The organism is Microbacterium profundi (assembly GCF_000763375.1).
GTDB classification, from domain to species: Bacteria; Actinomycetota; Actinomycetes; order Actinomycetales; family Microbacteriaceae; genus Microbacterium; species Microbacterium profundi.
The window spans coordinates 1,906,429-1,919,842 of sequence record NZ_JPSY01000001.1; the positions used below are offsets into that span (position 1 = coordinate 1,906,429).

Annotated in this window: 11 protein-coding genes; 6 read left to right on the forward strand and 5 right to left on the reverse strand. The window is 66.9% G+C overall.

Translation table 11 applies throughout. The features are described from left to right. Nucleotides 1-383 precede the first annotated feature (383 nt). The 6 genes from JF52_RS0109145 (at nucleotide 384) to cofD (ending at nucleotide 8,785) form a co-directional block, all read left to right on the forward strand. Entirely contained in the window at nucleotides 384-1,406 is a 1,023-nt protein-coding gene (locus JF52_RS0109145) for a TIGR03557 family F420-dependent LLM class oxidoreductase (protein ID WP_033105880.1), read from the forward strand. Nucleotides 1,407-1,419: 13 nt separating this feature from the next. After that, complete coding sequence (gene cofE, locus JF52_RS0109150; RefSeq protein ID WP_033105881.1) at nucleotides 1,420-2,202, forward strand: coenzyme F420-0:L-glutamate ligase; 783 nt, start codon at nucleotides 1,420-1,422, stop codon at nucleotides 2,200-2,202. 29 nt (nucleotides 2,203-2,231) lie between these two features. Next, the gene (gene fgd / locus JF52_RS0109155; RefSeq protein WP_033105882.1) at nucleotides 2,232-3,248 is read left to right on the forward strand and encodes a glucose-6-phosphate dehydrogenase (coenzyme-F420); all 1,017 of its coding nucleotides are present in this window, start codon (nucleotides 2,232-2,234) and stop codon (nucleotides 3,246-3,248) included. Nucleotides 3,249-3,453: 205 nt separating this feature from the next. Then, complete coding sequence (locus JF52_RS0109160; RefSeq protein WP_200880980.1) at nucleotides 3,454-6,660, forward strand: DEAD/DEAH box helicase; 3,207 nt, start codon at nucleotides 3,454-3,456, stop codon at nucleotides 6,658-6,660. Between the two features lie 72 nt (nucleotides 6,661-6,732). Further along, nucleotides 6,733-7,725, forward strand: a complete 993-nt coding sequence (locus JF52_RS0109165) for an LLM class F420-dependent oxidoreductase (protein WP_033105884.1) — start codon at nucleotides 6,733-6,735, stop codon at nucleotides 7,723-7,725. A gap of 40 nt (nucleotides 7,726-7,765) precedes the next feature. Continuing rightward, nucleotides 7,766-8,785 (forward strand): 2-phospho-L-lactate transferase, encoded by a 1,020-nt coding sequence (cofD, locus tag JF52_RS0109170; protein ID WP_235272351.1) that lies wholly within the window; start codon nucleotides 7,766-7,768, stop codon nucleotides 8,783-8,785. Here the strand turns inward: cofD and cofC are convergent. Genes cofC through JF52_RS0109195 form a run of 5 tightly spaced genes read right to left on the reverse strand, consistent with a single transcriptional unit; the run spans nucleotide 8,770 to nucleotide 13,265 of the window. Beyond that, a complete protein-coding gene (cofC, locus tag JF52_RS0109175; RefSeq protein ID WP_033105885.1) occupies nucleotides 8,770-9,420 on the reverse strand; it encodes a 2-phospho-L-lactate guanylyltransferase in 651 nt (216 codons plus the stop codon). The genes cofD and cofC overlap by 16 nt on opposite strands. Beyond that, nucleotides 9,410-10,270 (reverse strand): TIGR03620 family F420-dependent LLM class oxidoreductase, encoded by an 861-nt coding sequence (locus JF52_RS0109180; protein ID WP_033105886.1) that lies wholly within the window; start codon nucleotides 10,268-10,270, stop codon nucleotides 9,410-9,412. The genes cofC and JF52_RS0109180 overlap by 11 nt, the downstream gene beginning before the upstream one ends. 42 nt (nucleotides 10,271-10,312) lie before the next feature. Further along, nucleotides 10,313-11,197 (reverse strand): ABC transporter ATP-binding protein, encoded by an 885-nt coding sequence (locus JF52_RS0109185; RefSeq protein WP_084595726.1) that lies wholly within the window; start codon nucleotides 11,195-11,197, stop codon nucleotides 10,313-10,315. Next, nucleotides 11,194-12,261 carry a putative F420-0 ABC transporter permease subunit gene (locus JF52_RS0109190; protein WP_372959181.1) on the reverse strand — a complete coding sequence of 356 codons (1,068 nt, stop codon included), beginning with the start codon at nucleotides 12,259-12,261 and terminating at the stop codon, nucleotides 11,194-11,196. Before JF52_RS0109190 ends, JF52_RS0109185 begins: the two co-directional genes overlap by 4 nt. Further along, a complete protein-coding gene (locus JF52_RS0109195) occupies nucleotides 12,258-13,265 on the reverse strand; it encodes a putative F420-0 ABC transporter substrate-binding protein (RefSeq protein WP_033105887.1) in 1,008 nt (335 codons plus the stop codon). The genes JF52_RS0109190 and JF52_RS0109195 overlap by 4 nt, the downstream gene beginning before the upstream one ends. Nucleotides 13,266-13,414 lie beyond the last annotated feature (149 nt).

Sequence of the window (13,414 nt, forward strand, 5' to 3'; positions counted from 1 at the left end):
ACCCCTCCTGTTTGCCCTGAACATTGACGTCCCGCATCGCGCTCCAGAACATCACCAGGCTCGTGAGAGCGCCGAGAGCGACGGGCGCCGACCCGCATCGCGGCATATTCGACTACGCGAGAGGTCTTCGTGCAGCGGGTCGTCGAGGGTGTGGCGAGGCGGTCAGCGGCGTTCGCTCCGCAGCTGGTGATCGTGCGGATGAGCGTTTTCGAATCGAACGAGTACGCGAGCCTGCTCGGTGGACCGTTAAGAGCCGCACGAGGATACTTGACCGTGACTCCGCCTGGACGCGACTGGTGGCGGGGATGGAGAAGGCGGTGCCCGCGCTTGGCTGACACCTCATCGGGCGCCTTGCACCGTCTAGTGCACAATAGGCTTCCCGTATGCCCTCGATGTCGATGAGCTCCGCACCCGGAGAAGTTCATCATGTTGTCGCGCTGGAGCAGTTTGCTCCGGATGCCGCAGTCGAACTGGCGGCCACGGCCGACAAGAGCGGTTTTGCAGGCACCGTCGTCGCTGACCGTTTCCAGCCGTGGCTGCCCAGCCAGGGAAATGCCTCGTTCGCATGGGCGGTGCTGGGAGCGATCGGGCAGCAGACCACCGGGATGATGACGGCTTCGGCCGTGCCCGGCTATCGGATGCATCCGGCGACGGTGGCGCAGGCGAGTGCGACGTTGGCAGCGTTGTACCCGGACCGGCACCGGCTCATTCTCTCCGCGGGGGACGCGATCGACGAGCATGTGGTGGGCCAGTACTGGCCGGAGGCCTCCGAGCGCGCGGCGAGGTTGTTCGACGCGGCAGAGGTCATCCGCAAACTCTTCGCAGCGTCAGCCAAGGGCAAGGACACCAGGCATTCCGGGCCGCACTTCCGGCTGGAGTCGTCGCGCCTGTGGACGATGCCCGCCACGCCGCCACTGATGCAGGTCTGGGCCGGGGGACCGATGACGGCGCGTCGCGCCGGGCGCACGCTCGACGGCATGGTCGTGCATGCTGCCCCGGCAGAGCGACTGACGGCTTTGCTCAATGCTTTTCGGGAGGGCAGGCGGGAGGCCGGACGTTCCACCGAGTCAACGCAGACGGTGGTCCATGCGCAACTGTCGTGGGCGCCCGCAGATGACGAGGCGATGAACCAGGCGCTGCGGGACTGGCCGATGACCGGTCTGCGTTTTCCGAGAGGTGACATCCGTTCTCCGTTCGACGTCGATCAGCTCGCGCGTTCCGTCACAGCGGACGATATCCGCGCACGCATCCCCGTCTCATCCGACGCCGAGGTTCATCGCGCCTACCTGCAGTCATTCTTCGATCTCGGGTTCGATGCGGTGCATGTGCACAACGTCGGGTCCCGGACGCAGGGCGAGTGGATCGAGATCGCCGGCCGTGAGATCCTTCCGAAGCTGGTGAAATGACGTGACTGATCGGATGCAGGTGTGGGCACTTGCAGGGATCCCCGAAGTGGCCGCAGGCGCTGACCTGCCCGGGATGATTCTGGATGCCATCGGCGCCGCCGGAGACGAACTGATCGACGGTGACATCCTGGTCGTCACATCGAAAATCATCTCGAAGGCCGAGGGACGGTCGGTGCGCGCCGCCGACCGTGAGGCCGCGATCACTGCCGAGACCGTTCGTGTCGTCGCGACACGTGCTCGCGCGGACGGCGGTGTGACGCGCATCGTGCAGAACCGGCTCGGAATCGTAGGTGCCGCCGCAGGCGTGGATGCCTCCAACACTGAACCAGGAACGATCCTGCTGCTGCCTCTGGACCCGGATGCCTCGGCCCGTGCGATCGCATCGAAGATTCGTGCCGAGACTGGCGTGGACGTCGGCATCATCGTGAGCGACACCCTAGGGCGCCCGTGGCGCGATGGGCAGACCGACGTCGCTATCGGTGCGGCGGGAGTGCACATCTTCGATCAGCTGCATGGCGAGCTCGACAGTGCAGGGCGGCCACTGATCGTGACGCAGCCCTGTGTCGCGGACGAGTTGGCGGCCGCCGGTGACCTGGTCAAGGGCAAGATCAGCGGATGCCCCGTCGCCGTCGTCCGAGGAATGGGGCGACTGGTGGGCGATCTCGATCTTCCCGGCGCCTCGAGCATCGTGAGATCTTCCGAGAAGGACATGTTCCGGCTGGGCGCCGACGAGGCGCACCGGATCGGGTTCGACGAGGGATTCAAAGCCGCCCGTGCGGCCACAGCCGCAGAGTAAGACACTGCAGAGGACGAAGGAGACAGTCAATGACGCTGACACTGGGTTATAAGGCATCCGCTGAGCAGTTCGCTCCGCGTGAGCTGGTCGATATCGCGGTCGCTGCGGAGCGGCACGGCTTCGAGTCGGTGGCGGTGAGCGATCACTTCCAGCCGTGGCGCTATACGGGTGGGCACGCGCCGTTCTCGATCGCGTGGGCGGCGGCGGTCGGTGCGCGCACCGAGCGTATCCGGATCGGCACGAGTGTGATGACGCCGACGTTCCGCTACAACCCCGCCGTGATCGCGCAGGCCTTCGCGACGCTGGGATGCCTGAGCCCGGGGCGGGTATTCCTCGGCGTCGGCACCGGTGAGGCTCTCAACGAGATCGCCACCGGTTTCCAGGGTGCGGGTGAGCAGGAGTGGCCGGAGTTCCGCGAGCGGTTCGCCCGGCTGCGGGAGTCGATCCGGTTGATGCGGGCGCTGTGGACGGGGGAGCGGACGAGCTTCGACGGCGATTACTACTCCACGCATGATGCATCCATCTATGACGTCCCAGAGGGTGGCATCCCGGTGTATATCGCCGCGGGCGGACCGACGGTGGCAAAGTATGCCGGCCGCGCCGGTGATGGATTCATCTGCACCTCGGGCAAGGGCCGGGAACTGTACGTCGACAGCCTCGTGCCCGCGGTGAAAGAGGGAGCGGCGGCTGGCGGTCGAAGTTTCGAGCAGATCGATCGGATGATCGAGATCAAACTGTCCTACGAGGAGACGACTGCTGCGGCGTTGGAGAACACCCGGTTCTGGGCGCCGTTGTCGCTGTCGAAGGAGCAGAAGCACGACATCACCGACCCGATCGAGATGGAGAAGGCCGCGGACGCCCTCCCGATCGAGCAGGTCGCGAAGCGGTGGATCGTAGGCACCGACCCGGATCAGGTCGTCGCGCAGATCAAGGAATATGTCGACTGGGGCTTCAACCACCTCGTCTTCCACGGCCCCGGCCACGACCAGGAACGCTTCATGACGCTGTTCGAACGCGACCTGGCGCCGCGGCTGCGAGGCCTGTGAGCGCGAGCGCCCGCGATCAGGGACCGAGCAGGGCCAGAGGCACGACGGCGACGCCGTCTGAACGGCGATAGGCCCCCTGGATGCCGGAAAAGCCAGACCCGCTCGGCGTCCGTTTGCCGGTCGGATGCTGGTCGTGCGACCCTGTTATGCGGAGCGGTGCGCTTGCGCTGGGCGTCCACTCCCTTCGATGCGTGAAAGGGTGCCTGTGAACATCTCCCCGTCGGTGATCGAACGCGTGCGCGAGCTCGTTTCCGCGAGCACGCTGTCCGCCGCCATCCGGATCGCCTCGTCGAACGACGTTCAGATCGAGGAAGTCCAGGTCGACGCGGGAGTTATCGTCGCCAACGGGTGTGTGTATCAAGCCGATCGCGTGGAATGGTTCGAGCTATCGATGGGCAACGACGGCGCCGTGTCCGGGAACTGCACCTGCTCTACGGATGGCTCCGCGTGCATGCATGCTGTCGCGGCGATGATCACGCTCCTGTCGGAGATCGACCACGCAGAGCCTGCACCCCCACCGGGACCCGCCTGGAAGCGTGAGCTCGATGAGGTTCTGCCATCGATCGAGCCGAATGCGGCATCCGATACTTGCCTCTTCTTCTCGGTGCGTCCGCCCGCGTCGCGCGATCGCTGGCGCCACTCCGGTGCGCCTTCCCGCCCGTATCTCGCCATCCGGCCCGGCGTGCGCGGCGCGCGTGACAACTGGATAAAGGGCAACCAGGGATGGAGACTCGTCGACGCTCTCGCGCCTCGCCATCCTGCTCGCGAGCCTCTCGGACGCTTGCGCGCTCTGCACGCTCTGGCGCAAGAGAACTCGTACTACTATTACTACCCGTCCGCCGACACCGAGTGGCTGTCGCTCGAAGACATCGCGTCGCCGGAGGCCTGGCAGCTCTTGAATGGATTGCGCGCACACGGCGTCGCGCTGATCGCCGAGGGCAAGGCGCAGCATCCGATCGAACTCGCCGACCATCCCATCGATGTGCGAATAGCGATCACCCGCAAGGGCCGGTCGCTGCGGATGAAGGCGGATGTCGACATCCCCGGAGCAACGACCGGAGGGATCAAATGGCTCGGATCGCCGGTCTCGATGGCTGCACGTGTCACCGACCCCGGCGGAGCAGCGCAGCGGATCACACTCTTCCGCACTGCAGAGCCGTTGACTCCCGTCGCCGAGCAGTTGTTGCGACGCAAACGAGCGATAACCATCGCGCCCGAGGAGCGCGACGAGTTCGAACAGAGCTACCTGCCGCGGGTGCAGGCCGAAATCGAGGTGACCTCGCCGGACCTTTCGTATGACATTCCCCCGATGCGGCCGGCGGAGCTGACCCTCGCCGTCACATTCGCCGATCCGCAGGTGCACGTCGAATGGCGCTGGAACCGCCCGGTGGTGCACCTGCGCGACACCGCGCACGAGAGTGCGGTGCTCGCCCAGGTCCGCGAGGCGGCAGCCGGACACGCCGCAGTGCTCTTCCCCGCGGATCTCTCCGGGGCAGACGAGGTGCCACCCGATCGTACGCTGGGTATGGCATCGGCCGCCGTCCTGGTGGGAGAAGTGCTTCCGCGCCTGCGCGAACTCGAGCATGTGAGCGTGGTCGAAGTCACCGCGCTTCCCTCGTTCTCCCGGTCAGGAGACCTTCCGGTCGTCGGGATCGACTCGGAGCGCGACGGGGACTGGTACGACCTGAGCGTCGCAGTCTCGGTCGGCGGCGAGGAGGTCGAGTTCTCCGCGCTGTTCACGGCGCTCAGCGTCGGCGACCCGGTGTTCGTGTTGCCGAGCGGTACCTACTTCCCGCTGGACGGGCAAGAGTTCGCTGCGCTGCGCGCCATCATCGAAGAGGCGAAAGCCCTCACCGATCGACCGGTGGATCGCCTGCGCGTCAGCAAGTATCAGGTTGATCTGTGGGCCGAACTGAGCGAGCTCGGCATCGTCGCCGCGGCGGAAGCCGAGTGGTGGCTCGCGGTGCGATCGTTGTCGACCGACGCGCGTGTCGAGCCGATCACGCCTCCGGTCGGGTTGCAGGCGGAGCTTCGTCCATACCAGCAGGCCGGCTACGCGTGGCTCGACTTCCTCCGCCGGAACGGTCTGGGCGGCATCCTCGCCGATGACATGGGGCTGGGAAAGACCCTGCAGACGATCGCGATGATGCTGCGTGCGCACCAGGAGCGAGCGGATGCCGCGCCCTTCCTCGTCGTCGCACCCACCAGTGTCGTCGGCAACTGGGCGGTCGAATGCGAACGGTTCGCTCCGTCCCTGAACGTGGTGACGATTACTGCGATGAGCACGCGTCGCGGTCAGAGTCTGTCGGATGCCGTGAACGGAGCAGACGTCGTCGTCACCAGCTACGCGCTCTTCCGCGGAGAGGCGGAGGAGTATCGCGAACTCTCCTGGTCGGGACTGATCCTCGACGAGGCGCAGCAGATCAAGAACCCCGCATCGCTCGGGTACCGGGCAGCCCGCACGCTCGGCGCGCCCTTCGTCCTTGTGGTCACCGGCACGCCCATGGAGAACAATCTCGGCGAGCTGTGGGCGCTGACCTCGCTCGCCGCGCCGGGCCTGCTGGGTGGCAAAGAGCGCTTCGCCGATTTCTATCGGCGGCCGATCGAGAAGGAGAAGAACACCGAGCGGCTGGAGCTTCTGCAACGACGCATCCGCCCCTTCATGCTGCGCCGTACGAAGGGGGTCGTCGCGCCGGAGCTCCCGCCGAAGCAGGAGAACACGATCGCGGTGGATCTGCATCCGCGGCATCGCAAGCTCTACGACGTCCGCTTCCAGCGGGAGCGCCAGAAGGTACTCGGCCTGATCGACGACGTCCAGGCGAACCGGTTCCAGATCTTCCGTTCACTCACCCTGCTGCGCCAGCTCGCCCTCGACCCGGAGCTGGTCGGGGAAGGAACCGCTCCGTCGGCCAAGCTCGACGTGCTGGTCGACCTGCTCACGGAGGCGTCCGCCGAGGGGCACCGGGTTCTCGTGCTCAGCCAATTCACGCGTTTCCTCACCCGGGCGCGGGAACGGGCATCGGAGGCGGGCATCACGACCGAGTACCTCGACGGTTCGACAACGGACCGACCGACTGTCATCCGGCGCTTCCGTGAGGGCGATTCGCACGCGTTCTTCGTCTCGTTGAAGGCCGGCGGCTTCGGCCTCAACCTCGTCGAAGCCGATTACGTGGTGCTTCTGGACCCGTGGTGGAATCCCGCCGTCGAAGAGCAGGCCGTTGACCGGACCCACCGGATCGGTCAGACCCGACCGGTTTTCGTCTACCGGATCGTTGCGGCCGAGACGATCGAGCAGAAGGTCATCGCGCTGCGTGAGTCGAAAGCGGCGCTCTTCGCGCAGGTGGTCGACGGCGTCGGCAACGTGGGGTCCGGTTCGATCTCAGCCGAGGACATCCGCGAACTGCTGAGCTGAGCGCCGGTGGCTCTAAGGTATCCCCGCACTGGCGGCGTCCACGGACGCGAGGCAGATAGCTATGCTGGCCGCATGCGCTTCGGAACCTTTATCCCCCAAGGCTGGCGATTTGACCTCGTCGGCATCGACCCCGCTGATCACTGGACGACGATGCGCGATCTCGCGCAGGCGGCGGATGCCGGACCATGGGAGTCGCTGTGGGTGTACGACCACTTCCACACGACTCCGATTCCGAGCGAGGAGGCGACGCACGAGGCGTGGACGCTGATGTCGGCGTTCGCGGCCTCGACCAGTCGCATCCGCCTCGGACAGATGTGCACGTGCATGGCGTACCGCAACCCTGCGTATCTCGCGAAGGTCGCGTCGACGGTCGACATCATCTCGAGTGGACGCACCGAGATGGGCATCGGCGGCGGGTGGTACGAGCACGAATGGCGCGCGTACGGCTACGGATTCCCCTCGGCGGGAGACCGGCTCCGCCGCCTCGACGAGGGCGTCCAGATCATGCGTCAGGCCTGGGAAACAGGCGAGGCCACTCTGGATGGGAAGTTCTACCAGGTCGACCGCGCGATCGTGCGGCCACTCCCTCTCCAGGACGGCGGCATCCCCATGTGGATCGCCGGCGGTGGTGAGAAGGTCACGCTGAAGATCGCCGCGAAGTACGCGCAGTACACGAACTTCGCAGGCGGGAATCCTGAGGAGTTCGACGCGAAGAGCGCCATCCTCCGCGAACACACCCTCAAGGTCGGCACGGACTTCGACGCGATCGTCCGATCGACGAACTACAACACCGTGATCGGGGCGACTGAGGCAGAGGTCGAGGATCGGTTGGCAGCGATCGAGGCGCGACTTGCCCCGCACCTCGGAGATCGCACGGCACAGGCGATGCGCAACTACCGCGGCGACCACGCGCACGGCGTAGGCACCCCGGAGCAGATCATCGAGCGACTCCGCGACATGCAGGCGCGCGGCCTCGGCTACGCGATCCACTACTTCCCCGAGGCGGCGTACGACCGCTCCGGAATCGAGTTGTTCGAGCGCGAGGTCATTCCGGCACTGAGTTGATCGGCGGGTACCGGACACGTCGACAGGAAACGGAGACACAGTGAACGAAACCCACGCTCCGCGAGTGGTGGTGCTTGCCGGCGGTGTCGGCGGTTCGAAGTTCTCACTGGGCGTGCGCGAGGCGCTGCGACGCAGGGGAGCGGATGCGAACCTGACCATCATTGCGAACACGGGCGACGATCTGTGGCTGACCGGGGTGCGGCTGCAACCCGACGTAGACTCCCTCGTCTACGCACTCGCGGGCGTCAACGACACCGAACGCGGGTGGGGCCGTGCGGGCGAATCGGAGCGCGTCAGTGCAGAGCTCCACCAATGGGATGCTGGCTGGCCGTGGTTCACGCTCGGTGACCTGGACCTGGGGTTGCACCTCGCCCGCACCGGCTGGTTGCGCGACGGCGCGACACCCAGCGAAGTGATCGGCCGGATGGCAAAGCGATGGCCACTGGGGGCGCGGATCCTGCCCATGACCGACGCGGAGGTCGACACGATCGTGACTGTGCGCGAAGGCTCCATCGAGCGGTCGATGCACTTCCAGGAATGGTGGACGAGGCATCGGGCGGCCCTGGCGCCGGTGAGATTCGAGAACCCAGGGGTCGCTGAGGCGTCGCCTGCGCCTGGTGTGGTCGAGAGCATTGCCGAGGCGGATCTGGTGCTGCTCCCCCCGTCGAACCCCGTCGTCTCGATCGGTCCCATCCTCGCCGTTCCCGGCATCCGGGACGCATTGCGCGCTACCGCGGCGCCCATCGTCGGAACGTCGCCGATCATCGCCGGCAGCGTGGTCAGAGGCATGGCCGATGTCTGCCTGGCGGCGATCGGTGTCGATTCGAGCGCGGCGGCGATCGCGGCGCACTACGGAGCGCGCGCGGGCGGAGGATTACTCGATGCGTGGCTGATCGCCGAGGAGGATTCCGCGCTCGCGGCCAGCGTCGATGCGGCCGGTATCACTGCGGTCGTCCGGCCGTTGTGGATGCGGGACCTCGAAACGTCGGCCGCGCTCGCGGAGGACGCGATGCGGGCCGGCGAGGTGCACGGGCCGAAGCGTCGTCAGGCCGCGCGGTAAGAGGTGCGCCACGCCGCGGTATTCACGCCGAGGCCTAGTTCGGCCGCATAGGCGAGACCGGCCGCCGTGTCGACGTCGCGACGCAGGGACGACTGGGCGGAGACATCGACGGCGACGCATCCCATCCCCCGGTGGGCCGCGAACGATCCCGGTCCGAACATCGACTCCCAGGCGAGGCCCGCCGACGCCGTCACCAGCGTGGATCCGACGCCCTCAGCATCCGCCACCACCCCGCGGGGCACATCGCATGCCATGCGAAGCGCCTCGCCGAGATCGTCAGGAGTGAGCGCCGGCAGATCGCCGAGCAGTGCCGCACGCCACTGGAATGATGCGGCTGCCGCGCCGACGGCGATCGCCGCGTTCAGCCCCGCATCCGGATCGGGCTCGAATCGCACGATGTCAGGCAGCCACAGGTGCAGGTCATCGTCATCGGTCACGACGATGACCTCGCCCACCGCGTCGCAAGCCATCGCGGCGAGTACGGTGTCTGTCGCAAGCGCCAGGGCGAGAGCCTCGCGCTCGCCTTCAGCGACGTCGAACCGCGACTTCCCGCGCCTCGTGCTCTTGACCGGCACGATCACCGTCCATACGCGCGCCGCGCTCCCGCACGACATCACCGATGCGTCATCGCGCATGTGCAACGCCGAGTTCACCTGCGAGTCGCTCCAGAGTGTCGATCGGGTCCTCTCGCGCCGGCAGCAACTGCACGCAGACATGATCTGCTCCGGCATCGAGCTGACCCTGCACGACCGCGGCCAGCCCGGCAGCCGTGCCGTGTGGCGTGAGCGCATCGACCGCGTCGTCAGTGGCGCCATCGTCGAGATCGGATGCCGTGAAACCGTGCTGCTCGAGCGTGCGACGGTAGTTCGCCAGGGCGAGGTACCGCGACAGGAAGCTGCGGCCGACCGCTCGCGCAGCGTCCGTATCGAGATCGGGAACGAGTCTCTGCTCCGCGGCGATCAGTGCATCCGGGCCGATGATGTCACGCGCGAAGCGCGTGTGCATGGGCGTCGTCATATACGGGTGGGTTCCCGCCGAACGCTCAGCCGCGAGCTTCAGCGTCTTGGGTCCGAGTGCTGAGATCATGCGGCGATCGGCCGGTACTCCTTCTGCATCGAGAACGTCCAGGTAGCCGACCAGCGCCGAGTACGGTTTCTGATAGGTATCACCCTGGGCTTCGCGGTGCCCGATACCCACGCCGAGCACGAACCTTCCCGGGTGCGACTGCTCCAGGCGATGGAACGATGCGGCGACTTCCGCCGCCGGGGCGGTCCAGATGTTCACGATGCCTGTGGCCACCTTCAATTCGGACGTGGCATCCAGAAGCTCGCTTGCCAGCGTGAGGTCAGCGGCGGGAGAACCACCGATCCAGACCGTGCCATAGCCGAAGCGCTCTGCCGCGACAGCGATCTCGGGTGTCAGGAGCGGACCACCCCGCCAGAAACCGAGACGTCCGAGGTCGGGCTTGGTGGCAGGCGTGCTCATGGAAACTCCAGTCTGCGAGAAGATCAGGGCGCTCTCTCGAGCCTATCTGCGACCTCTGGGTCCAGAGGCCGCGACGATCACGTCATCACCACCGCTTCTCCTGACGACTCTGTTGGTCGGGTCGGTTTCGAGAGGCGAGAACGCGATCAACGGCGAGCCGTCCACCGGATGCGCCAGCACATCCGCGCGCACCCCGTAGACGAGCTGAATGAGCTCCGGAGTGAGGATCTCGGCCGGCGCGCCGGATGCCACGACCCGGCCATGATCGACGACGATGACCTGGTCGGCGTAGCGGGCCGCGAGCGGGAGATCGTGCAGTGCCGCGAGGATCGCGATGCCGTCATCGGCAAGCGTGCGCATCAGCCCGAGTGTGTGCAGTTGCGAGTGGATGTCGAGGTGATTGTTCGGCTCGTCCATGAGCAGCAGTGTCGGTTTCTGCGCGAGTGCGCGGGCCAGCAGCACTCGCTGGCGCTCGCCGCCGGACAGTTCCTGGAATCGCCGCTCTGAGAACGCCTCCGCCCCGGCACGACCCAGTGCCGCACGGGCGATCTCGGCATCCGCCTGATCCGGCCCGCCGAGCACCGAGAGATGAGGGGTCCGCCCGAGAAGGACGACGTCGAGCACGCTCAGATCGAGATCAGTGTCTGCCTGCTGCTCGACGAGAGCGGTGTAGCGCGCCCGCGCGCGGCGTCGCATCGAGCGAGCATCCGTCCCCCCGAGCTCGATCGCGCCCGCCGTCGGCGCCTCCGCCGCGGCGATCAGATGCAGCAGTGTCGACTTGCCCGCACCGTTCGGGCCCACGAGCGCCGTGAGGGATCCGGCCTCGACAGTGCAGTCGATACCGTCGATCAGCATCCGACCGCCACGACTGAATGAGACGCCGTCGGTGCGAAGGGGCGCGCCGGAAAGTGGAGAACGAGAAGTCATGAGATCCTCCGGGAGCGCAGCAGCAGGAGCCCGAACAGTGGAGCACCTATGAGTGCAGTGACGACGCCGACGGGCAGCTCTCTCGGGTCGAAGATCGTGCGGGCCAGGGTGTCGGCCCAGATCAGGACGACCGCGCCGGTCAGCGCCGATAACGGCAGCAGCACGCGGTGTCGTGCACCGACGATCAGGCGCACGGCGTGCGGGACGACCAGGCCGATGAAACCGATCGAACCGCTCACCGCGACCAGGCACCCGGTCAGCAGGGCCGTGGCGCCGAGCAGGATCCAGCGGGTCCGTTCTACCGAGACGCCGAGGGAGGCTGCCGCGCGGTCGCCGAAGGCGAAGGCATCCAGTGCGCCTGCGCTGAGCATCAGCGGCCCGCCCACCACCACGATCGCCACCAGCGCGAGGATCGCCATCGGCCAGGTGACCCCAGCTAGCGACCCGAGCAGCCACCCGAGGATCTCCCGGTAGGTGTCGCCGGTCGCACTCCAGAAGATCACCAGACTGGTCAGCGCGCCGAGCGCCGCAGAGACGGCGACGCCGGCGAGGATCGTCCGCGATGCGGTCATGCGCCCGATCGCACCGGCCATCACGAGCGTCAGCGCCAACGCGCCCAGCGCACCGCCGAACGCGGCGAGCGGCAGCGCGATCGAGAACCCCAGCACGATCACCAGGACAGCCCCGAAGGATGCGCCGGAGGAGAGGCCGAGCAGGTACGGGTCAGCGAGCGGGTTACGCAGCACCGCCTGCATGATCGCCCCGCAGATCGCGAGACCGGCGCCGACCGCGGCGGCAGCGAGCACGCGCGGCATCCGCAGCTGCCAGATGATCCCGTCGCGCAACGTCGTCAGAGACGACTCCCCGATTCCCAGGTGCGACAGGATGCTGCCCCACACCTCGCTCGCGGAGATCTGTGCCGGGCCCAGGGTGACACTGACCACGATCGAGAGCGCGAGTGCGACGATCAACGCGACCGTCCACGCGCCGGTACGCGCGCCGGAACGACCGCGCCGATCGGTATCGGGCGCGATTGCCGGTTGATCGGAGGTGAGGGCGGTCACGGCAGGTCGATCGCCTCCAGCTGAGCGAGCAGGGACTCGACCGCCTCGACATTGCGGACGCCGGCCTCACCAGCGGGGAACGGCACGATCAGGTATCGGCCACTCACGACTGCCGGTAGCTGGGCTGTCGCCGGATTCGTCTCAAGCATGCCGATCTTCTTCTCCGCTGAACTCCACGCAGAATCGACCAGCACGATGACATCGGGGTTCGCGTCGACGATGGCCTCCCAGCTCAGGCTCGACCAGGTCTCGTCCACGTCTTCCGCGATGTTGGTGAGCCCCGCGGCATCCATCATCATCTGCGGTGCGCCGATGCCGGCGCCGACGAACGGGGTGTCGCTGCCCGAGCTGAACCAGAGAGCGGTCAGCCCGCGATCATCGGGGGTGACTGCCTCGAGTCGGCCTTGCAGATCGGTGACGAGGTCGGCCGCGGCATCCGATGCATCGAATATCGCGCCGACCTGCTCGATCTCGGCGAAGACGTCATCGAAGGTCAGCGGGGTGGGCTGATAATCGGGCTCCTGGCAGGCCGACGGCGACACGAACGTGTTCACCCCGAGCGAGGCGAGCACTTCGCGATCACCGGCCCCGTCGGCGGTGACGTTGGACTCCCATCCCGCGTAGACGAGGTCGGGCTCGAGCTCGAGCGTCGCTTCCTGGCCGGGAACTTTATCGGAGATCACCGGGATCTCGGCGCCGCGACCCGCCCATGCTGCTGCAAGCGGTCCGTCCGAGAACGCAGTGCCGATCAGGTGGTCTTCGAGGCCCAACGCGAGCATCATCTCGATCGAGGTCGACTTGATCGCGAGGACATCCTCGGGCGCTTCGTCGAAGGTGACGCTGGTGCCGCAGTTGTCGATCGTCAGCGGGTAGGCGGAACCCGCAGCGGGGCTCGGGGTATCTTCGGCTGCCGTGCTTGGGGCACTGGCGGAGCACCCGCTGACGACGAGAGCAGTGAGCAGAATGGCGGATGCCGCGAGGGGGCGGCCGGTGAGCGTGGGCATTGATCTCCTGAGCGCAAGTCGAATGTGAAGACGAGCGGCCAAGATTCCGGCCGAGAAACCCTGCCAATGCGGGCGAGGTGTGCGGCGAGTCTAGCGGAAGCGGCAGGTGCCTGTTGCTGATCCGACAGGTTTCGGCTCGCTGCGTCACG

What these genes read in the sequence shown, in the direction of transcription:
- JF52_RS0109185 (WP_084595726.1), bottom strand. Translation starts at nt 11,197, where the DNA reads ATGACTTCTCGTTCTCCACTTTCCGGCGCGCCCCTTCGCACCGACGGC.
- cofE (WP_033105881.1), top strand. Translation starts at nt 1,420, where the DNA reads ATGCAGGTGTGGGCACTTGCAGGGATCCCCGAAGTGGCCGCAGGCGCT.
- fgd (WP_033105882.1), top strand. Translation starts at nt 2,232, where the DNA reads ATGACGCTGACACTGGGTTATAAGGCATCCGCTGAGCAGTTCGCTCCG.
- JF52_RS0109180 (WP_033105886.1), bottom strand. Translation starts at nt 10,270, where the DNA reads ATGAGCACGCCTGCCACCAAGCCCGACCTCGGACGTCTCGGTTTCTGG.
- cofC (WP_033105885.1), bottom strand. Translation starts at nt 9,420, where the DNA reads ATGCGCGATGACGCATCGGTGATGTCGTGCGGGAGCGCGGCGCGCGTA.
- JF52_RS0109145 (WP_033105880.1), top strand. Translation starts at nt 384, where the DNA reads ATGCCCTCGATGTCGATGAGCTCCGCACCCGGAGAAGTTCATCATGTT.
- JF52_RS0109165 (WP_033105884.1), top strand. Translation starts at nt 6,733, where the DNA reads ATGCGCTTCGGAACCTTTATCCCCCAAGGCTGGCGATTTGACCTCGTC.
- JF52_RS0109195 (WP_033105887.1), bottom strand. Translation starts at nt 13,265, where the DNA reads ATGCCCACGCTCACCGGCCGCCCCCTCGCGGCATCCGCCATTCTGCTC.